General features: G+C 39.7%; 19 protein-coding genes and 1 other RNA gene. 3 read left to right on the top strand and 17 right to left on the bottom strand.

Annotated elements, in window-relative coordinates:
* Nucleotides 1–37 precede the first annotated feature (37 nt).
* The 8 genes from DY109_RS07550 to serS form a co-directional block, all read right to left on the bottom strand.
* Entirely contained in the window at nucleotides 38–613 is a 576-nt protein-coding gene (locus tag DY109_RS07550; protein WP_034550352.1) for a ComF family protein, read from the bottom strand.
* A complete protein-coding gene (gene tmk / locus DY109_RS07555; protein WP_023949521.1) occupies nucleotides 610–1,194 on the bottom strand; it encodes a dTMP kinase in 585 nt (194 codons plus the stop codon). The genes DY109_RS07550 and tmk overlap by 4 nt, the downstream gene beginning before the upstream one ends.
* Nucleotides 1,185–1,670, bottom strand: coding sequence for a pantetheine-phosphate adenylyltransferase (gene coaD, locus DY109_RS07560; RefSeq protein ID WP_023949522.1), 486 nt, complete (start codon nucleotides 1,668–1,670; stop codon nucleotides 1,185–1,187). The genes tmk and coaD overlap by 10 nt, the downstream gene beginning before the upstream one ends.
* A gap of 2 nt (nucleotides 1,671–1,672) precedes the next feature.
* Nucleotides 1,673–2,296: a UbiX family flavin prenyltransferase gene (locus DY109_RS07565; protein WP_034550354.1), complete on the bottom strand. Its 624-nt coding sequence runs from the start codon at nucleotides 2,294–2,296 to the stop codon at nucleotides 1,673–1,675.
* A gap of 141 nt (nucleotides 2,297–2,437) precedes the next feature.
* Entirely contained in the window at nucleotides 2,438–3,121 is a 684-nt protein-coding gene (gene flgA, locus DY109_RS07570) for a flagellar basal body P-ring formation chaperone FlgA (protein ID WP_023949524.1), read from the bottom strand.
* Nucleotides 3,122–3,140: 19 nt separating this feature from the next.
* Nucleotides 3,141–5,192: an ATP-dependent helicase gene (locus DY109_RS07575; protein WP_115737833.1), complete on the bottom strand. Its 2,052-nt coding sequence runs from the start codon at nucleotides 5,190–5,192 to the stop codon at nucleotides 3,141–3,143.
* Nucleotides 5,189–7,627, bottom strand: a complete 2,439-nt coding sequence (locus DY109_RS07580) for a tetratricopeptide repeat protein (protein ID WP_023949528.1) — start codon at nucleotides 7,625–7,627, stop codon at nucleotides 5,189–5,191. The genes DY109_RS07575 and DY109_RS07580 overlap by 4 nt, the downstream gene beginning before the upstream one ends.
* A 9-nt stretch (nucleotides 7,628–7,636) precedes the next feature.
* Nucleotides 7,637–8,959, bottom strand: a complete 1,323-nt coding sequence (gene serS / locus DY109_RS07585) for a serine--tRNA ligase (protein WP_023949530.1) — start codon at nucleotides 8,957–8,959, stop codon at nucleotides 7,637–7,639.
* A gap of 115 nt (nucleotides 8,960–9,074) precedes the next feature.
* Between serS and rnpB the strand changes: the two genes are divergently transcribed.
* Nucleotides 9,075–9,393: RNase P RNA component class A (rnpB, locus tag DY109_RS07590), an RNA gene on the top strand.
* 256 nt (nucleotides 9,394–9,649) lie between these two features.
* Nucleotides 9,650–11,875 (top strand): NADP-dependent isocitrate dehydrogenase, encoded by a 2,226-nt coding sequence (locus tag DY109_RS07595; RefSeq protein WP_023949532.1) that lies wholly within the window; start codon nucleotides 9,650–9,652, stop codon nucleotides 11,873–11,875.
* Between the two features lie 311 nt (nucleotides 11,876–12,186).
* Here DY109_RS07595 and DY109_RS07600 read toward each other — a convergent pair whose 3' ends face one another.
* The 4 genes from DY109_RS07600 to ciaB all read right to left on the bottom strand — a co-directional run bounded on the left by DY109_RS07600 (nucleotide 12,187) and on the right by ciaB (nucleotide 16,350).
* Nucleotides 12,187–12,699, bottom strand: coding sequence for an RICIN domain-containing protein (locus DY109_RS07600; protein ID WP_023949535.1), 513 nt, complete (start codon nucleotides 12,697–12,699; stop codon nucleotides 12,187–12,189).
* A 71-nt stretch (nucleotides 12,700–12,770) separates the two neighbouring features.
* Complete coding sequence (locus DY109_RS07605; RefSeq protein WP_023949536.1) at nucleotides 12,771–13,565, bottom strand: exonuclease/endonuclease/phosphatase family protein; 795 nt, start codon at nucleotides 13,563–13,565, stop codon at nucleotides 12,771–12,773.
* A 13-nt stretch (nucleotides 13,566–13,578) separates the two neighbouring features.
* On the bottom strand, nucleotides 13,579–14,280 hold the full coding sequence (locus DY109_RS07610; protein ID WP_023949537.1) for an RICIN domain-containing protein: 702 nt from the start codon (nucleotides 14,278–14,280) through the stop codon (nucleotides 13,579–13,581).
* 150 nt (nucleotides 14,281–14,430) lie between these two features.
* Entirely contained in the window at nucleotides 14,431–16,350 is a 1,920-nt protein-coding gene (ciaB, locus tag DY109_RS07615; protein WP_023949539.1) for an invasion protein CiaB, read from the bottom strand.
* Nucleotides 16,351–16,547: 197 nt separating this feature from the next.
* Between ciaB and DY109_RS07620 the strand changes: the two genes are divergently transcribed.
* On the top strand, nucleotides 16,548–17,222 hold the full coding sequence (locus tag DY109_RS07620; protein WP_034550357.1) for a hypothetical protein: 675 nt from the start codon (nucleotides 16,548–16,550) through the stop codon (nucleotides 17,220–17,222).
* Nucleotides 17,223–17,362: 140 nt separating this feature from the next.
* On the opposite strand, the gene DY109_RS11160 is transcribed toward DY109_RS07620, so the two are convergent.
* The 5 genes from DY109_RS11160 to DY109_RS07640 all read right to left on the bottom strand — a co-directional run bounded on the left by DY109_RS11160 (nucleotide 17,363) and on the right by DY109_RS07640 (nucleotide 21,327).
* Nucleotides 17,363–17,542, bottom strand: coding sequence for a hypothetical protein (locus tag DY109_RS11160; RefSeq protein ID WP_023949542.1), 180 nt, complete (start codon nucleotides 17,540–17,542; stop codon nucleotides 17,363–17,365).
* Nucleotides 17,543–17,827: 285 nt separating this feature from the next.
* Nucleotides 17,828–18,442: a thiamine phosphate synthase gene (locus DY109_RS07625; RefSeq protein ID WP_023949544.1), complete on the bottom strand. Its 615-nt coding sequence runs from the start codon at nucleotides 18,440–18,442 to the stop codon at nucleotides 17,828–17,830.
* Nucleotides 18,432–19,583, bottom strand: coding sequence for a 2-iminoacetate synthase ThiH (gene thiH / locus DY109_RS07630; protein ID WP_023949545.1), 1,152 nt, complete (start codon nucleotides 19,581–19,583; stop codon nucleotides 18,432–18,434). The genes DY109_RS07625 and thiH overlap by 11 nt, the downstream gene beginning before the upstream one ends.
* The gene (locus DY109_RS07635) at nucleotides 19,583–20,545 is read right to left on the bottom strand and encodes an HTH domain-containing protein (RefSeq protein ID WP_023949546.1); all 963 of its coding nucleotides are present in this window, start codon (nucleotides 20,543–20,545) and stop codon (nucleotides 19,583–19,585) included. The genes thiH and DY109_RS07635 overlap by 1 nt, the downstream gene beginning before the upstream one ends.
* Nucleotides 20,546–20,559: 14 nt before the next feature.
* Nucleotides 20,560–21,327 (bottom strand): thiazole synthase, encoded by a 768-nt coding sequence (locus DY109_RS07640; protein WP_023949547.1) that lies wholly within the window; start codon nucleotides 21,325–21,327, stop codon nucleotides 20,560–20,562.
* Nucleotides 21,328–21,488 lie beyond the last annotated feature (161 nt).

Below are 21,488 nucleotides of genomic sequence, written 5' to 3' on the forward strand. Positions count from 1 at the left end.
AGAGGATTTGGAATCTATGGAAATTAGATTCTAGATTCTACACAACCTCCGCACTCCTCGCATCACAAAGCGCAATCCCAAAATGCACCCTAGCCCCAGATCTTTGACACACATCAATCGCCTCACCAAAACTCGTGCCTGTGGTGATAATATCATCAACAATCATCACATCTTTGGCTTTTGCGCTATAAAGCAAATCGCGCTTGTTGTTTTGGCGATACTCAAGCGATTTGCCCGCATAAGAGATCACATTTTGAGCGCGCAGTTGCCCATAAATCGGGCGGATTCCGCTTTGGCAAAAATGTTTCAAAATCACGCCTGTGTGTGAGTAAAAACTCCGCACATAATCATCAATCCCCACGCCATAGATTCCGCTAAAATCAGTTTTTTGCCTGAAAAAATACGCACTTGCTATGCGCGAGAGATGTGTAAATATGCGACTGCCGATTGCATAATACTTTGAGCTAAGTAAAAAATCTATATCCTCATACGCAAAAAATGTATAAATCGTAACACCCGATACAACGCGCTTTCTAGGAGTGAGTACAATAGAATCCAAACACCCTTCACAGAGCACACCAAGGCAGAATCTAGCACATATCAAGCATTTCATAATGCTTTTTCAATCTCTTTGATTATGGTTGTTTGGATCTCTTCTCTACCATAACTCGCATCTACAATTACAAGATGTTTGGCTAATCTCTTAGCATAGAGCTTGATTTTTTCTTGTATGTCAAGCAGATAGGCTATGCCTCTTTGCTCGATGAGATCTTGCGTTTTGCTCCCTAGTCTATCTTTTAGGCTAGATTCTGAAAGCTCGAGCATAACGCACAAATCAGGCATAATATTAGAAGTAGCAAACACATTCATCACAAACGCTAGCTCTTGCTCGTCTTTCTTGTCAAAAGGCACATACGCTATACCGCTAATGAGGCTTCTATCACTAATAATGAGCTTTGAGTTGTGATTTGGCATAATCACAGAATCTATATGCTCGGCTCGATCAGCCAAAAAAAGCAAAAACTCTGCACGTGCGCTAAATTTATGGTGAAGTTCAAGATTTGTTCGTATAAACTGCCCGATCGCGCTATCGCTTGGCTCTTTGGTAAAAATCGCATTAATAAAATGTCTTTTAAGTAAATTTATCTGCGTGGATTTCCCGCAAGTATCAATCCCTTCTATCACTACATACATTGTCGTTTTCTCCTGATGTATTCAAATACTTCTTTTGGAATCAAATGTGAGATTTTGCCCTGATGACTCAAAATATCGCGCACAATCGATGAGCTAATGAAAGCATTTTGCAATGTCGGCATAAAATAAATCGTATCAAGCTTAGGATTAAGCGAAGAGTTTGTATAGCCCATTTGGATTTCGTATTCAAAATCACTCACGACTCGAAGCCCGCGGATAAGGATTTTGGAGTTGTTTTCTCTAGCAAAATCTGCCAAAAGCCCGCTAAAATCCTTGCAATACACATTGCTAAATTCTTTTGTGGCTACTTTTGCTATCTCAAGCCGTTCTTTGAGCGTGAAAAGCGGATTTTTGGAAGCTGAATGGGCGATAGCAACAATCACTTCTTCAAAAATCTCACAACTTCTTTTAATAATGTCTAAATGCCCATTTGTAAGCGGATCAAAAGTCCCCGGATAGATTCCAATTTTATGCATAATCATTCTCCCCAGCGATGATAAAGCGAATTTGATATACCCAAACTATCAAGCCATTTTCCAAAAATAAAATGCTCCATTTCTACTAAATTTGATGGCTTAGCATAATACCCCAAAATCGGTGGCGCAATAATCACGCCAAGGTTGGCAAGTGTTGTCATATTATTGCAAGCTATTGCGCTAAGTGGCATTTCACGAGGTGCTAGCAAAAGCTTTTTGCCCTCTTTTATCATCACTTGCGCTGTGCGTGTAAGCAATGTATCGCTTATCCCGCAAGCAATCTTTGCCAAACAATCCATACTTGTAGGAATAACTGCCATCATATCCGCCCCAAAGCTTCCTGAAGCAATGGGCGCGTCCATTTCAAAATCTTCATATATTTGAGTCTGCATTTGAGTTTGGATTCCGCTACTTTGGCTATGGCTTCTCGCATTTGTAGTTATATCTAAAATCTTATGTTTCAAATCCTCTAGATTAAGCTCAGATTTAGCGCATTGTTTTGCGCCATTTGAAAGCACAACAAAAAGCTCTAGATTCTGCCCAAGATCTTTTAGCACCGCCAAAAACCCAAGAGCCAAAGATATTCCACTTGCCCCACTTATGCCTAATACAAATTTCACTTTCATTCCTTATTAATTATTCTGCCTTATAAATTATTTTGCCTTTAGATTTTTAATCTTAGATTCTCTGCTTTAGATTCTGCCTTTTAATATTTATCATTATCGCAAGATTCTACATTACACGACTTTGCATTATAAGATTCTGCATTATAAAATCTCTGCTTTCTGCTCACCGATCACTCTCACGCGCAGAGTTTTTTTGGAATGCGGATTAAGCGCTTTGATGATCTGCCCTTGCGCGCCATTTTCAAGTGCTTGAAGATCGGTTTGGACCTGGATAGAATCCTGCCAAAGCACCCCTGCAAACATTTCGCCTTTTTTAATCAGAATCTTACTTTGTGTTTTTGATACAAAAATAATCGTATGAGCGCTGATGATGGATTTTGCAGAGATTTGATTGAGGTATTTTGGTGCAAGCGGTATGCCTTTGAGATTCTCGATAGGGATTGTTTGGATTTTGGCGTTTGCAGCAGTGATGTTTTGATTGCTTTTGATAAGCATTGTCGCGCGTAGCACCTCAATGCTCGCATTTATCGTATAGGCGATAGGATAAGAGATTTGGGTGTTGTTTTTTTGGATAAGTGCGATGAGATTTCCGCTATTACGTTGCAATGCGCCTTTTTGGATTTCAAGATTGAGAATCTTTGCGTCTGTGATGTCGATATGAAGTGTAGGCGAGAGTGAAAGCGCGCTATAAGTGAAGTGGAGATCTTTATACTGCTCTTGATAGCTTTTGATGATAAAATCCTTGCATTGCTTCTCAAATGCGCTATTTTCAAACGCATTACCAAAAGCAAGCACCGCCATAACGCACAAAATAAAATATCTCATCTTTTATTCTCTTTCTTTTTTATATTTTTTTGACAAAATCTGACATAATCATTCTGATATTGCCACCAAAATTAATCATAAGCTTATCATCTTGGACTTCTTTAATCACCCCACTTCCAAAGATTTTGTGAAGCACGACATCGCCTTTTTGAAAGGAAGTTTCTTGTGGTGCTGTCTGAAAGCTATTTTTGGATTGCAGCACTTGGGATTCAAACAAAAATCGTGATGGAGTAAGCTGCGTGCGTTTGCCATTGCGAAATCGAGAATCTACGCTTGAGAGGATAAGCTTTTCTTTTGCTCGAGTAAAAGCCACATACCCCAATCGCCGCTCTTCTTCGATATTGACACCATCATAATTCAGCGGAAACACATCTTCTTCAAGCCCTATGACAAATACATACTCAAACTCCAAACCCTTTGAGCTATGCACACTCATCGCACATACACTCTCATCAATAGGAGAATCTAAATCCGATGAGAGCGATAAATCATTCAAAAAATCCTCCAAACTCGCATCAGGATTATGGATAATATAATCTCTAAAATACCCGAAAAATTCACCAATATTTGCCTCTCTATCGATTTCATCATGTTTATTTTTTTTGCCATTATTTTTGCCTAAAACATCGATTTTGGCTTGGAATTGTTCGAGGAATTTTAATGTGCCACTTTTGAGTAAAAGAGCCAAATCCTCAATATCTTGAAACAATTTTTCAAGGCTTTGCTTTTGTGTGGGCGAAAGGATAGAATCTAGCTTGCCACATCTAAGTGCTTCAAAAACGCTCAATGAAAGATGAGTCGCAGATTCAAAGATTCTAGATTCTGTTTGTTTGCCGATTCCTCTTCGTGGTGTGTTTATGATTCTTGAGAGTGAAAAGTCATCATTGATATTTAAAACCAAGCGAAAATACGCAAGCACATCTTTAATCTCCGCGCGTTCATAAAAGCGAGTCGTGCCGATGATTTTGTATGGAATATGAGCGCGATTAAGCCCCGCTTCAATCCCCCTTGAAAGCGCGTTAAGGCGAAATAAAATAGCAATTTCTTGTGGCTTTGTGCCTTGAGCTATGAGCTTTTTTATTTCATTTGCGATTGTATCAGCTTCTTTGTTTTCATCAAAGCTAGAAATCACCGCAACAGCTTCGCCCTCGCCTCGCACAGATTCTAGCTCTTTGCCAAGTCTTGAGTGATTGTGTGCGATAAGTTTATTTGCAGCCTGCAAAATCGGTGCTTTGGAGCGATAGTTTGTCTGAAGTTTGATGATTTTGGCATTATCAAAGCTTTGGGTAAAATTTAAAATATAGCCAATATCCGCACCCCTCCAGCTATAAATACTCTGATCATCATCGCCCACGACACAGATATTTTGATGTGTGCTACATAGCTTATGCAAAAGTGCCACTTGCAATAAATTTGTATCTTGATATTCATCAACCATAATGTATGAATATTGCTGTGAAATTTCTTTAGCTAGATTCTCATTAGATTCTAGAATCTGATAACTTAATAGCAACAAATCATCAAAATCAACCATATTATTGCTTTCCAAAAAGTTTTGGTATTGCTGATAGATATGTGCGAGCATTTTTTGGGGGGGACATTTGGCGTTTTGAAGTGATTGAGCAGGCGTGATGATCGCATTTTTTTGGCTTGAGATAAAGCTTACAATATCACTTGTAGGAATTGTATCATCGATTTTTCTAATGATTTTTTTTTGATCATCAGAATCTATAAGCACAAAATTTGCCTCGCGTCCTAAATGGTGAATATAAAACTTCAAAAACAATAGCCCAAATCGATGAAAAGTGCATAAAAGCGGTGGTGTGGTGATCTCATAATCCTCAAGCAAACTTAAGGCTCTTTGGCGCATTTCATTGGCGGCTTTGTTGGTAAAGGTAAGTGTAAGCGTGCTACTTGGCGGAATGCCTACTTCTTTGATGAGATATGCAAGGCGACTTGTGAGGGTTTTTGTCTTGCCACTTCCAGCACCCGCCAAAATCAATAACGCCCCATCAATATGCATAAGAGCTTGCTGCTGAGAGGGGTTAAGAGATGAGAGAATCTTACTCATTGCTCTTCCATATCTTGATGTTGCGTGTTTTGAAGCTCGTATGAGTAGATTCTATCAGTATCGATTTGGAAGTCAAAAAACTCCGATCGAAATGGGGTTGTGGAGATAAAGTGATAATTTGATGTTGCGGCTTTGAAATTTTTGGCGTTTTGATAGAGCAAGCCGAGTGCATATCGCGCTTCATAAATGCTTGGAGTCTCCATTTTGGTAAGCTGCAAAAGCACCACCGCATCTGCAAAATTTCCAGCCCCAATCGCACTCACAGCTGCCAAAAACTTTGTATGCCCATCATTTTCTTTTATATCATCAATCAGTGCATTATAGATGGCATAGGCTTTTTGGAATTCTTGCTGATAGATATAAATCAGCCCCAATGTCTGTAATGTGCCATTTGGAGATTTCTCTTCTGCTACAAGATGATCTTGCATAATTTTTGCCTGCTCCTGCAAAAATCCCGTAATAAACCCCGAATACACATATAATTCTCTAGGAAGTGCGCCTGCATAATAAATCGGACGCAAATCAATATCTGTGGATTTAAGCACACTATGCATTGTTAAGGTTATATTTTGGAGATTTTCATTAAAGCTTTGAGTAAGCAACTCTAAAATATTAACAACAAGATCTTCTGGATAAATGCTTTTTAATCCTTTGATATATAATGCCATTTGGGCTTTGTCTTTATTGCGCAACGCATAAGTAAAGCCAAGCGCATAATAAATAGGCTCTTTCATTGTGGCTTGCGCGATCCAATCCTCATTTTCTATGCGATTATCATTGATATAATTTAAAAAATTTTTAATAAAATGCTGTGTTGTATCTGAAGTGAATGTCTCTTCTTGAAAGCTATGGAGCAAATCATAATTTAAGCGCGTGGTGTCTTTATGGCTGAATCGCCCTGCCAAAATCGCAAAAATACCTGACAAATAATCGCTTGGATCAAGATAATAGGCTTTAAGAAAATATGTATAAGCATCTTCGTATTGCCCAAGTTGCGCATATATTAGCCCTAGATTATAAAACAAAATCGAATGATTTGAATTGTGATTTGCAAAGGTTTGGAGCTGCTTTAATGCACTTCGTAAATCCTTTGTCTCAATACGCACAAGCCCATCGATGATAACTTTATCGATTTTTGAAGTTGTCGCACTTCGCAAAAGAATATTTTTGCCCTCTTGAATATTGATTTGCTTGATATTTGTGCCTTGCGTGATACCCTCAAGTGCTTTTTTGATGTCAAATACCTTATATGGAGCAAAATAAAACAATGTCTTATAGCCTAATTTATCTTTGTTTTCAAAATCCCGCTCCCAAAACGATTTTTGCGCGAGATTGACCTCAAATAATTCAGGGTTTATGATAACTTTTATCGGATAGGTTTCTTTGGCGATTTCAGCATATTTTCTATTGTTTGCAATATTTTCAAGATTTGTCGCTGCATAAGCGAAATTGCCAAGTTTAAGATCAATTATTTGTGTCGCCATAAGCGATTGTATATCTGTGCGATTGCTTTGCAAAAATCTTGAAAGATATGTCTTAGCCCTTGTGTAATCACCCATTCTTGCATACAACAATCCCATAGCTTTATAATCTTGTGGATTATCTTCTTTTTTTAAGGATTCCAAAGCATTTGCATCATCACCAAACAATGTAAAAATCTGTGCGGCAAGACGCGAATTTTGCACTTCAAATTCTTCTGAATTTGGGTGAAGTAAAGGCGAGAGTGCCTCAAAATAATGTCCGCTATAATACTGCGTAAGTGCATACGCATAGCTATAATATGGCTCATCAAGAGATTCTACTAAGCCATCATTAGCTAGATTTAAATAATAGCTATACAAATCAAAGCGATTGAGTTTGTATGATGAGACAGCCGCATTAATCGCACTTACTGGTATATTTTGACCTGTTTGGATAGAATCCGCATACAGCGCGATAGAATCCTCATAAAGATTATTTGAAAGCTGCATTGTCGCGAGATTATAAGTAGCAAGCGATTGCGAAAAATTTGCAACTTTTTTAAACACATCAAATGCTTCTTGTTTATGACCTTTGTTATAAAGCAAATTTCCTTTGATGATGAGATTATTTATACTTGAATTTGCTAGGCTATCTTGCGAGGGTTCAGGAAGTTTGATACTGACAAGTTTTTGAATGTCTTGCTCTGATTTTTCTTGTGTTTGCTCGATTTGTGGCTGTTGTGATGATTTTTTGGATTTGTGATTGAGGGCAAAAATAAGCACCAAAATCAAAAATACAACCACTCCCACGCCGATAAAAATACTCAATCGCTTTTTATCTTGCTTGATAAATTCTAAAGCCTTTGCAGAATTTGCACTTAAAGTCTGCAAAATGGAAGCGATTTTGGATTCTTTTTGTGCACTTTGAGATTGTGCGGTCTGCTCATCTTGAATGCTGTTAATATCTTCTGCCATTGATTTACTTTAGAGGTATTTTTCCAAAACTTTTGGAATGCTTATACTGCCATCTTGGTGCTGATAGTTTTCCATTATGGCTACAAGTGTCCTGCCAACTGCCAAAGAAGAGCCATTAAGCGTATGGACGAGTGCATTTTTGCCATTTTCTTTGTAGCGGATTTTAGCCCTTCTTGCTTGAAAATCCCTTGTATTCGAAACAGAGCTTATCTCACGATAGCAATTCTGTCCCGGAAGCCATACTTCAATATCAATCGTATTGCTCGCACTAAAGCCCAAATCCCCACCACAAAGCTGCACTAATCGATGAGGAAGCTCAAGCGCGCTTAAAATTCCGCTTGCTGTTTGGAGCATTTTTTGCTGCATTGTATCGCTTTGGCTTGGGTGCGTGATTGCTACGATTTCGACTTTGTCAAACTGATGCTGTCGTATGATCCCGCGCGTATCTTTGCCCGCACTTCCTGCTTCTTTACGAAAGCAAGGTGTATGCGCGCTTAGGCAAATGGGTAGATTCTCAGCAGAAATAATGCAGTCATTATATAGATTTGTAAGCGTGATTTCTGAAGTTGAGATAAGGTAGAGCTGATGACCTTTGGCTTTCTGCCCTTCTATGTTATTTTTAGATTCTGCTTTTTCTTGCTCTATTTCTTGCTTGTCTTCGATGTCGTTCGCAATCTTAAACATATCATCTTCAAATTTAGGCAGTTGCCCTGTCCCAAAAAGCATTTCTTCATTCACAATTACTGGCGTAACAACCGCTTCAAATCCGGCTTTTTGATTATAATCAAGCATAAAATTAATCAGCGCGCGATTGAGCCTAGCACCCATTCCACGTAAAACATTAAAGCGACTTTTGGCAAGCTTCACCCCCGCGCTAAAGTCAATCCAACCATTAGATTCTGCAAGCTCCCAATGCTCTTTTGGGGTAAAATCAAAAACTCGTGGCTCTAAGATTTTTGCAATCTCGACATTATATTCTTCGCTCTGCCCCTTTGGTGTGTGCTCATCTGGAATATTTGGAATCGTCCAAAGCAAAGAATACAATCTTTGCTCTGTGGCTTTGAGCTCTGCCTCACTTTGAGCGATGTTTGATTTGTTTTCTTCAAGTTGGGCTTTGAGCTCACTAATTGGCTTATTTTGGGCTTTGTATTGTCCAAAAAGCTTGGAGGATTTATTTTGGATTTCTTGCAATGCCTCCAAAGCCTGCTTTTTGCTTTTATACAAAGAGGCGAGGTTTTTTAGCCTTTCGAGCTCTTGCGCGCTGACTTTCTTGATAGCAAGCTTTGTAGCCACAGAATCAAAGTCATTCAACAAAAGTTTTATATCAATCATTACTATCTTGCCTTTTATGATTTTTGAGAGTTTTTGAGGATGGATTCTACCAAAAATAGTTTTGAATTAAAATTAGATTCCACAAAGATTCTCAACATTTTTGATATAATTGCTCTTTGGTCTAGTGGTGGCTGCTCTATGTATCAGAGAGGAAAGTCCGAGCTACAGAGACAGGATTCCATTTAACGAATGGCTAGGGTAACCTAAGGGAAAGTGCAACAGAAAACAACCGCCATTTCAAATGGTAAGGGTGAAAAGGTGGGGTAAGAGCCTACCGGAATCTAAGCAATTAGATTTGTCTATGCAAACCCAATCCGTAGCAAGAGGAGCTTGGTAATGTCTCATTTTTGCTCCTTGCTTGAGGTATATTGCGAAATATATCCCAGATAAATAGCCACCCTCGACAGAACTCGGCTTATACTAGACCAAACCTTTTGTGCTACTTTTTCATACTACGAAATTTTCTTTTATAGTTTTAGATAATTTTGACACAACCAATATTAGCGCACCGAAGCCTAACTGCTTTCAAAGCCACTTAAATGTAGCTCACACAAGCAAATCCTACATTGCAAATACATTGTGATTCAAACTCTCATTTTACATCAACATTTCTTTGTGATATTTATAAAATTTTTGCAATATATTTTTGATATACTTAAATCCAATCAAAACTACAAAAAGGATAATCCAATGAAAATCACCTACACACTCACTGATGAGTCCCCAGCCCTTGCCACTTATTCCCTCCTGCCTGTTGTGCGTGCGTTTTTGCGCCACGCGGATATTGAGGTAGTAACTTCTGATATTTCTTTAAGCGCGCGCGTTTTGGCGCAGTTTGCCAAAGAGCTCAATTTAGAGCTTAAAGACGAGCTAGAAATCTTAGGCGAGCTTGTCAAGCAGCCAGAATCTAACATCATAAAAACCCCCAATATCTCCGCCTCAATCCCCCAGCTCAAAGCCACGATAAAAGAGCTGCAGGCTAAAGGCTACGCGCTGCCAGACTTCCCCGATGAGCCAAAAGATTCAAAAGAGCAAGAGATTAAAGCGCGCTACCAAAAGACTTTAGGCTCTGCGGTCAATCCCGTGCTGCGTCAGGGCAATTCTGACAGGCGTTGCACAAAGGCAGTGAAGGAATATGCGAAGAAAAATCCCTACAAGGTCACGCCTTTTGATAAGAATTCTAAAACACACGTATCGTATATGAATGAGGGTGATTTTTTTGAAAACGAAAAAGCCGTGCTTATCACTGAGCCCACCACCGCGCGCATTGAGTTTGTCGATAGCAACGGCAAGATAAGCGTGTGTAAGGATAACTTGAGCCTAGAGCAAAACGAAGTGCTTGATGCCACCTTTATGGATAGCGCAAAGCTCCAGGACTTCTACAGAGCGCAGATTAAGCTCTGCAAAGATGAAAATATCTTGCTCTCACTCCATCTTAAGGCTACGATGATGAAAGTGAGCGATCCGGTGATCTTTGGGCTTGCGGTGAGCGTGTATTTTAGTGAGCTTTTTGAGAAGTTTAGTAGCGAATTAGAATCTTTGGGTGTTAATCCAAACAATGGCATTTCAGAGCTTTTAAGTAAGATAGAATCTAGCCCTAAAAAGAATGAAATCTTGCGCGAGTATGAGCGCATTTTAGAATCGAGTGCGCCGCTAAGCTATGTAGATTCTGCCAAAGGGCGCACGAACTTGCATGTGCCAAGCGATGTAATCGTAGATGCCTCAATGCCTGCTATGCTAAAAAACGGCGCGAAGCTCTGGGATAAAGATGGCGCAGTGCACGATACCAACGCGCTTATTCCTGATAAGACTTATGCCACGATTTATGAGGCGGCGATTGAGGACTTGCACGCAAATGGCACGCTCAATCCCGCAGTGCTAGGCAGCGTGGCAAATATCGGGCTCATGGCGCGCAAAGCCCAAGAATATGGCTCGCATGATAAGACCTTTATCGCGCCAAGCGATGGAATCTACCGCATTATAAATACCAAAGATAATAGCGTGATCTTAGAGCACAAAGTGCGCAAGGGCGATATTTACCGCGCTAATGAGGCGAAATTTGATGCGATCATTAACTGGATTGATCTAGGGCTGCAGCGCGCGGAGCTCACCGGATCAAAGGCGATATTTTGGCTAGATGAAAAGCGCGCAAATAATAGAATCTTAATAAATCTTGTAAAAGCGCGGCTAGAAGAGCTTGCAAAGCAGGGCAAAAAAACTTCTGGGCTTGAGATCCTTGCGCCAAAAGAGGCTTGCCTAAAGACGCTTAAGCTTATCCGCGAGGGCAAGGATGTGATCTCAATCACGGGCAATGTGCTGCGCGATTATCTCACCGATCTTTTCCCAATCCTTGAGCTTGGCACGAGCGCAAAAATGCTCTCAATCGTGCCTATGCTAAATGGCGGGGCGATGTTTGAAACAGGTGCTGGCGGGAGCGCGCCAAAGCAAGTGGAGCAGCTCATAGAGGAAAATCACTTGCGCTGGGATAGCTTGGGCGAATTTTTGGCATTGCAGGCAAGCCTTGAGTTTTACGCGCAAAAGACGGGCAATAAAAAGGCGCAGATTCTCTCTGCCTGTCTTGATAGCGCCATAAGCGAGTGGCTAAGTAATAACAAAGCGCCCTCGCGCAAGGTAAAAGAAGATGATAATCGCACGAGCCATTTTTATCTAGCACTCTATTTTGCAAAAGCACTGGGCGCCCAAGAGCTAGATTCTGAGCTTCGCGCATTTTTTGCGCCAATCGCTAAAGAATTAGAACTAAGTGAATCTAAAATCCGCACGGAGTTTTTAGACGCACAAGGCGCAAAAGTAGAGCTTGGCGGGTATTATAAATTTGATGATAAAAGCGCAGAATCTATTATGCGCCCAAGTGCGAGCTTTAATGCAGTGATTGAGAAAATCGCACAAGGGGCGTAAAGTAGTGATTTGCGCGCATTATGCATCGATTATGCGCGTTTTTAAGATTCTTTGGAATTTTGCGCTTTCATAAGGCACAAAAACCAAAGAATCTAAAATCTAAGGTTTTTTATGGATTGCCACGCAAATTTTTATAAATTTGCTCGCAATGACAAAAATAAATTCCGTATTATTCTTTCTAGATTTTTTGCTTGCACTTAAGAATGGTAACATACAAAAATGATAATTTTTAGATTCTAGATTTTGTGGATTTAGCAAAGCCTCAAAACAACAAACCAGAATCTAAAGCCATAAATGCATAAATCCAAACATCATCTCTTAATCACTTTTGATTCTACCACCGCAGGGGCGATAACCCATAGCCATTGCATATCAATTTTTTGGGCTGTTTGGCAGGTTTGGATCTCGAGAATCTTATTTATCATTTTGGTATTAGGATTTATCGATAAGCATTTATCATTTGCGATTGAGAGGATTTGCACAGCACCTGTTGTGGTAGGAAGGATAGAAAACAAGCTCCGATAATCGCCTGCTTGGATCATATCGCATTTGTCTATTTGTAGCCAGCTTCCATTATTAGCCAAACATTTGCTCGGATCTTTGATGTCATGAAACTGCACTGCGCCAAAAGGATATTTATTTGCCAAATATCCGGGTAGCAAAACTTCTCTCATTTCCCAATTTACACTTTTGGCTTTTTTGGTGTTGTTTTTGAGTAAATATCCTGTCGCCATAGATCGAATCGATACCGCAGAAGTAGGCAAATCAGTCGCACCAAATACCCCAACCACACACAAAGTCACAATGCAACATATTTTTTTCATGCTATCCTCCTTGCTTTTTACTTATTTATTTTGCTTTTGCTTTTTGCCTCATATCTACTTGCCTTAATCGCTCACTTGCCAAACCAAACAGGCAGATACACAGAATCAAATTGCAATCCCACGCTCACAAGCCCACTTACAAGTGCTGGTGCATAATAAGGCGTAACACCTGAATTTCCTGTAATGATAAAATCAAAAACCCCGCCACTTTTGCGCGTGATAGTGTCCGGAGCTACAATATTAATATGCTCTTGTATTTGGGGTGAGAGTCTCTGCTGAAGTGTGGCTGGAGTTTGATTAAAATTCCCAATTAGTGCCCATGAGACTTCCGGACGCAAAGTAAAATTATCATAAATCGTGCTAAGTGTTTGTGGCACATCTTTGCCTTTAGCATCAATAGATGAAAAACTCAAAAACACATCTTGATCGATTTGTATGCCAAAAATCGGAGGAGCAAATCTAATAGGCGATCTGATAGCAACGATATGATGCGCTCTTTTTTTGGTTACAATCGCTAAATTCACCCCATTTGAAGCAGAATCTACGCGCACAAAATACACAAATACAAATGCATTGCCACCCAAATCCCACTGATACTCCTCCACTGGAAGCACGCCTGAGGTGATCGGCACAAAAAATGTATTCAAAAATCGAGCTGTCGCTGCGAGACTTTCCACTTGCTGTAATGCTACTATATCAGCACCATTGCTTCCCATAAGTAGTCCGCGCACAATGTGTTGCCATTTATATTCGCTAGGCATACCGCCTGAAAGATTCCAGCTTGCGATTGTATAGTCTTTGAGATCTGCCAAAAGCCCTTGAGCTATCATTATGCTTAGGACAAAACTTCGTAATATTGCTTTCATTATTGCTCCAATTTTAAGGATATGTTATAGGCATTGGGTTTAAAAATGGAGGAATGATAATCCATTGTTGCTCAAGATTATTGTCTTTGATACATTTTTTTAGCATCACTGGATACTGAGCTTTTTTCGCAAAGCTTGTCTCTAGGCATTGTTTTGTGTAGGTGTTTTGGATTTGAAACGCGCCGTTTTTCATAGAGATAAGCCGAAAGGCTTGATTTGGATTCTGCTCATCACAAGGATAATGGATCACGCCCTTTCCATAGGCATTCAAACATGTTCCGCTCATTTTATTGACAAAGCGGACAGAGCCATTTTGAAGTGGTTGGATTTGCCAATTATACGCATCACCAAAATAAGGATAATGCAAACTCAAATGCGTCCAAACCCAGCTTCCATTGCTACTTTCCCAAATCGATAAGATTCCGCCCAAATGTGTCATCAACGAAACAAAATCTCGCACATCTCCTGTGAGCGGTGAAAGCGGATTTGTAGCATTTTGCACGAGTGTAGCGGGGGTTTTGTTGTTTTGACTATCTGGTGGGGTTGGATTAGCCCCAATCCCCAAAAAATCCTCAAACTCTTTTGGATCATTCTGTTTTGCTACTTTCTGATTTTTTATATCTTCACTTAATGCATCGTTTGTTTGGGTTTTGCCACAACCCCAAATCAACACACACACCACACCACACACAATGCTTTTGATAATAAACCTCACTCTATCTCCTCTCACCACTCAAAATAACTTTAATCATACCACATTTTTCAAATCCACTTCCTTAAATCCACGCAAATAAGATTCTGCTTGGCTTGTTTTATAATTTCAGGCAAGCCATTATTGCTATTTTTGACTGATTATTGGATATTGTTAAGCATTTTCTTGAAGTATTTCTTGACCAATTTGACAATACCTCTGCCAATACCACTCCACAAATTCGCACACAATTTTATGTGCTGAAGTGTAAGTTTTATCATTTTTGCGCACAAAAAGATACAGCCAATCCTTAGCGTCTTTTTTGTCGATATAATGTCTGACTAATGACTCATAAGTGCGTTGATACCATAATTTCAGATTATCATAAAACTGCGTATTGACTTTTAAGCAAGGCGAGTTTTGTGGGTTAAATTCTAAAACATTTGTGCTAAATGCCCCATACAAATGTATCAACCCCTCACAATAATACGGACGCACTTCCTCTTGCTCTCTCCATGCCATCAAAAACACAGCCCTTGCAATTGTATCGCCCATTAATGCACTCAATTCATCGCCTGCGACACTTTGTGCTTTATCCATTTGATGAAAATACGCCACTAAGCCACCTGAAGTAGCTTTAAATTCCTCGATGTTTTTAAATTCTCCGCTTGTATTCATCGCACTTTGCGTCTCATCATCAATCCACAAAATATGCCCAAGCTCATGCCCATTTGTGCTTATATCATAAATCCGAAACCATAGATTCTCATCATCAAACAAAATCTCGCGCATTTTTTGCAAAAACTCTCGCTCAAACACCTCATAATGCAAGCGCATTTTTGGCTTTGCGCGACTTGATCGCAGAATCCTATCTGGAAAAGCAAAGATTTTTTTTCCAAATTCTTTGGAGACTTCCTCATCATTTGGAACGACTTGCGCAGAAAATAAGCCGTCTAAATCAGCACCATAATACAACATTGGCGTCCCGATATAAAACCGCACTTTTTGAAGCGAAGCGATGACATTTGCCCGAATGCCAGCCATAATGCGCGATAGATTCTGCTTGTTCTCTTTTTTGTGATTATTTTCTTTGTCGCTATTTTTTGTATTATTTTCGCGCAACAAATCCTCACACATATCGCTAAAAAGCGCGCAAACATTCTTATATACATCGCTACTTTGCGTGAAATGCGAGTATGCAAAGCGCAAATCCCACTCAGGCGCGACACAATGGCGCAAACAATCCTCATAATATTCAAGAGGATGACCGACTTGAAATGGCGTTGTAATGCACATCCATTTTCTATCTACTTCCTGCCACGATGAGATAAGCTTGTCTGTATCAGCCTGCAAAAACGCCTCCCTCAAGGCTGTAAAATACTCAACATACGCGCTCTTAGCGTTATAAATCTCATCATCAACACAAAGAGAATCTATAAGCTGTGTGAGCGCTTGAGCGATAGATAAAATCTCTTTTTCAAACACTACACAAAAAGGCAAAATCTTAATGCGCTCCCCACAAAGCACAGCAATAGAATAGCTCCGATCCGAAGTAATGAGCTTGCCATTTTTGGATTCTTTGTCGATTGTAGGAATAAGCTTTGCAAACACATCATCTTTAAACTTTGCCCTCAATTCCTCATTTGTGCCATCGATGAACTTTTTGCTCCATTGTGTAAAAAACGCGCTCATTTGCAAACCAACATTATGCACGCCAAAAAGCAACGCCCGATAAAAAGGCGTCAAAAGCCCCGTTGTCTCGATATCCTGCAAAAGCTTAAAATGTCTTGAATGATAAAAATCCTGCACAAAACCAAGCAAAAAATATTTAGATTCCAAGATTTGAGATTCTGATTTGTCGCAGGATTTGAGAATCTGCACAATCCCGCCAACTTTGAGATTGACAATCCGATCAATAAGCGCAAAAAAATGCGCCCTTTTTGGCTCTATATCCAAACTCTTGCAAAGCCTTATGAGCTCGGCTCTAAAGTGATGATCTGGATCATCAAGTGCCTTGTAGAGATTAGCAACTTGAGCCTCTTGAGCTTGGATTAGCCTATCAAGCTTGACAAGATCGTTTTGAAATTTTTTCATACGCGTCCTTTGTGTGTTTATGCGAGATTTATTTGGTTAGATTTATAATATAAATTTTCACATATCCAATCTAAAAATCTCACATAAAATCCAAATTATATCGTTTATTTGTTTTGGATTCTCTAAATAGGATTGATAAGAGAATCAATATTGGCATACAAATTGCTTATATATCACAAATATATCTGGAGAATGCTGTGCGCTACCTTGTTTTTTGTATCACTTTTGTCGGCTTTATTTGTTTTGGTTGCTCTGGAAATTTTGTAGAGATGAAATACAATTCCGCGCTCATGCAAGAATACCGCTTCAACACTAATGCGCCATTGATTGTCGCACCACATAAAGGCGATGTGCTTGCAGCCTCATATATTCCATTTGTGATCGAGCTTCTGCAAAAACGAGGCTTTAGCTCCGTCTATACAGAAAGCGAAATCCCGCTCTCACAAGCGCGCAACATCATCTACATAAGCCTTGTCAAAGCCACAAACACAATCCCAACTTCAAGCATTACATATCTGCCTATGCAAGTGCTAGATAAAAATTCTTGCTTTAATTATGATGGAATCTATTATTGCCGTCAAGAGACTTATCCGATTATCACGGGCTATTCAGCAAGTCTCAATCTCACTTCTAATTATCATTTTATTATGGATTGGTATGATTTGCCGATGAAAAAACGAATCCTATATGTCGATGGCACAATCCAAGATGGTCCGTGCATTTATGATGGAATCTACAAAGATCTCATCTACCAAACCATAGCCAAAATTAATTTTAATCGCCCGGAAGTGTATTCATACAAAACCTTGCTTTCATATTCGAGTTTTGGCTGTATGTTTGAGCGCACAAAAAGCCTTACTACGCGTAGATAGGGCTAAGATTTTATAGAATCTAATTTCCATAGATTCCAAATCCTCTCTTTTTGCTTCTTTTGCAGATTGCTTCGTTTGGCTTATCTTGTTTTATTTTGGCGACGCACGATATAGTGCGACTCACTGCTAAACTTGCAAAACTACAAAAATAAGCTAAAATATAGAGGATTTTTTACACGCTCTTTTGTGTTTGCATAGATTCTACTAGAATCTATCGTTTTTATCGTCATTGCGAGGCTTCCGCTAGGAAGTCGTGGCAATCCATTTTGACTAGATTGTTTCGTCCTATCGTCCTCGCAATGACAGAGCAGGCTTGTCATTGCGAGCAAAATTAAAAATTTTGCGTGGCAATCCAGCAAATCCAGAATCTAAACCAGAATCCACTTTGTCATATCTTAAGTGTTAGCGAAGAATTCAAGAAGAATCAAACCAGAATCCACTTTTAGATTCTAAATTCTATGCAAACACAAGCGAGCGTAAAGAAATTCTAGATTTTAAGATGAGTTTGCAAGGGTTTGCAAGGGTTTGATAGATTGTGAAGTTTTGAGTAAGGAGATAAGGCTAGTTGCCTATCGACAAAACAAAAACAAATCTCGCAAAATCGCTTAAAAGCTAGGATTTAGATTCATTGCGCAAGCTACAAGATAAGATTCCACATTTTGGCATTGCATAAGACTTGAGCGCATACAAACACCCACGATGTCTATATCTTGAAATGTAGCGATATTTTCTGCATTTATCCCGCCTACCGCATATAAAGGTATCGCGCTATTTTTGGCACAATCCCGCAAAAAATCTAACCCTCTAGATCGCAAAGAAGGCTTACATGAGCTCTCAAAAATATGCCCAATCATCACATAATCGCATTGAAGTTTGCATGCCTCATTAATTTGGGCTTGAGAATGCACAGAAACGCCTAGAATCTGAAAGTGCTTTTTGAGCTCTCTATCCTCTTGCAAATCCGCAAAACAAGCGTGAAAAAATGGATAATCAAGCCTCAAAGCCACCTCTTTAAAATGATGCAACACACAAAGGCAATGATGTGTGTTGCAAATGCGTATCGCCTCTTTTGCCAAGTCATAATACAATGCCTCGCTTAAATGCTTCTCTCGCAAGATTATCATATCGATTTTTGCGCGTGCTAGCTTTGCTATGCGATCAAGGATAGATTCTGCGCAAGCTGTGCTATCGCTAATGGCGATGAGTTTTTTAGCCGACATACACGCTATCGCTCATCACAGGCTGTAATTTTGAAGCTTTTAGCATTGCTAAAATCTCATCTACGCTCCTAGAATCCGAAATCTCAAACTGATCATCGCCTTTTTTCTCATCTAATCGCTCGCCTATGCCAACTGAAACACCTGCTGAAATCTTTGTCGCCACAATCGTTGTGATATGATCCCTAAAGCCCGCTCGCTCCCTGCTTGAGACAATAATATTTGCAAATGGCAAAAACAGCCGATACGCACACAAAACCTGCAAAAGTCTAGATTCTGTTACATCTTTTGGACCTATTTTGCGATTACCCAAAATCGGGCGCAGTCTCGGGGCTGAGAGTGAGATTTCTGCGTGCGGATAAGCTTTTTGCAATAAATACGCATGCAAGGCAGTTGCCAACGCATCTTTCCTAAAATCATCAATCCCCAAAAGCGCGCCAAACCCAACGCCCCTCATACCCGCTTTTATCGCCCTCTCCTGCGCATTGAAGCGAAAAGGAAACACGCGTTTCTCCCCAAAAATATGGATTCTCTGATATTTGATAGGATTGTAAGTTTCTTGATAAATCGTTACAAAATCACAACCTGCGTTGTGAAGCACCTCGTATTCGCTTTGATTCATCACATACACCTCGACACCCACAACCTTAAAATACTGCCTTGCGATCTTGCACGCAGTGGCGATATACTCTACACTCGCATGCGCCCTGCCCTCGCCTGTAAGAAGCAAAATCTCTTGCAAACCAGATTCTGCAATAGCTTGCATTTCTTTGTGAATTTCAGCCTCATTGAGTTTTGCTCTCATTATCGCATTGCCCTTTTGAAAGCCACAATACACACATTTACTCTCGCAGTGATTGCTAAGATAAAGCGGGGTAAAAAGAGCGACATTATCCCCAAAATGCTGCTTTGTCCGATGTCTTGCTTTGAGAGCAATTTCTTCTAAAAACCCCTCAGCCACAGGACTAAGCAAAGCCTGCAAATCCTCTATATTGAGACTTTCTTTGGCTAAAGCCCTTCGCACACTCTCTGCATTATAGCTTTGCTCGTTGTATCCAGCTACAATATCTAGCACTTGCGCCAAAATAAGACTCTGCACATCGCACATATAGCTTTCATACTCGAAAATGTCTTTTTTGCTCATCACTCGTCCTTTTGTATCTCTTTGTCTTTCAAGTATTTTTCAAATTCTTCTTCGTTTAGGACTTTGTCGTATCTGTCTTTGGCTATGCGGAATTTATCATTGACTTTTATATCTTTATTTATGTCGGCTATAAAGTCTTTGAAATTTTTATTTTTATTAATAAGCATATCAAGGGTTTGTATATCAAGCTCTCTTTCTTTGGCTCTTAGAAGCACTTTTGAGCTGTTTATATTACTTTCTAGCTGTATCACACCTATGCCAAAACTTGCGTTCAAACGCACAAGCTCGTTTAAAATTTCCTCATTAATATCTTCAAAAACCACAAGATAGCCTTCATTTGCCCAGCTTGAATTACTCACAGCTTGAAAATAATACTCCTTCAAATCCGCCCAAGAAATAGCCTTTTTAAGCTCAAAAGAATACAGCTTATAACTTGGCTTACTTAAATTCGCAAGTAAGGACAAAGTCTGCTCCTCGAAGTCCTCAAAAGGAAAATGAATACCCACTATATCAGGGTAATTCCACCTATCCTTGCCTTTTTCGCTTTTAGAGCTTTTCTCATGGTAGATGGTTTTAGCGTATAAATCAAACTCACTTTCATAAAGGAATTTCACAAGCACAGGGTGTAAATCTCTTTCGTTGAATTTACTTTGATTTATCTTGCTTTTAAATTCTTCCTCCACAGGTTTATCTTTTAAAATTAAAAGCTCATTTTGCCTGCTTTTAAGCCAAAAAGTCGTAGGGCGTTTGCCTACTTTCATGAACAAAGCTTTTTCGCCATTATTTTTTATATCTGTATAAATGAAAGCCGCTAAAGAATGTTCAGGGGTTTTGCCTATGCTTGAAAGCCTTTTATCCAAGCCTTGCTCCACAGCGATTTTGAAAATTTCACCAACGCTTAATGGACTTTTACTTTGCTCAAGTATCATATAAGCTAGTTCTTTATAAGTTATCTTACTCATCTTAAATCTCCTTTTTAATCCCTCAAAAAGCCTGTTAGTGGCGAGCTTGCCTCAGCCTTTAAGTGCGCACTTTGTGGAGCAAGCCCAGCTAAAAATGCCGCGCGTCCTGCCTCAACTGCTAAAGAAAAAGCCCTTGCCATTAAGGCTATATCATTTGCATTTGCAATAGCAGTATTCACCATCACCGCACTAGCTCCCATTTGCATAGCCTCGCATGCTTGTGCTGGCGTGCCAAGCCCTGCATCAACGATGATAGGCACATCAAGCTCATCAAGCAGAATCTGAATAAACTCACGAGTAAGTAAGCCTTTGTTGCTCCCAATTGGCGCGCCAAGTGGCATAATAGCCGCTGCTCCAACGTCTTTCATAGAGCGCGCCGCATACAAATCAGGATACATATACACCAAAGGCGTGAAGCCCTCTTTTGCAAGCATTTCACAAGCCTTGATACTCTCAAAATTATCAGGCAGAAGGTATTTGCTATCGCGTATGACTTCGATTTTTATCAGCTCACTTTGGCAAATCTCTCTAGCAAGGCGTGCTATCCTTAGGGCTTCTGTGGCATTTCTCGCCCCGCTTGTGTTTGGCAAAAGCGTGATATTTTTTGGAATATAATCAAGTATATTCTCCAAACTACCTGTATTAGCGCGCCTTAACGCAAGTGTGATAATCTGTGTATTAGCTTCATTTATAGCACTTTTGATAAGCTCAAGACTAAACTTCCCAGAGCCAAGTATAAAACGCGAACTAAATTCATAATGTCCGAGCTTTAAGGTATCCATTCTCTTCTCCAAAACCCATAAAATCAAATCACCCAAATTAAATAACTAAAATTAAATAGCCAAAATTAAATAACATTGTATTCTTTCATCATAAATCTTTTTCATATCCACTTCATATCCGCACAAAAACTCACATCTAGTCTCTATAAATCCTCTACAAT

The sequence above is a fragment of the Helicobacter fennelliae genome, assembly GCF_900451005.1.
In the GTDB taxonomy this organism is placed as follows: Bacteria; Campylobacterota; Campylobacteria; order Campylobacterales; family Helicobacteraceae; genus Helicobacter_B; species Helicobacter_B fennelliae.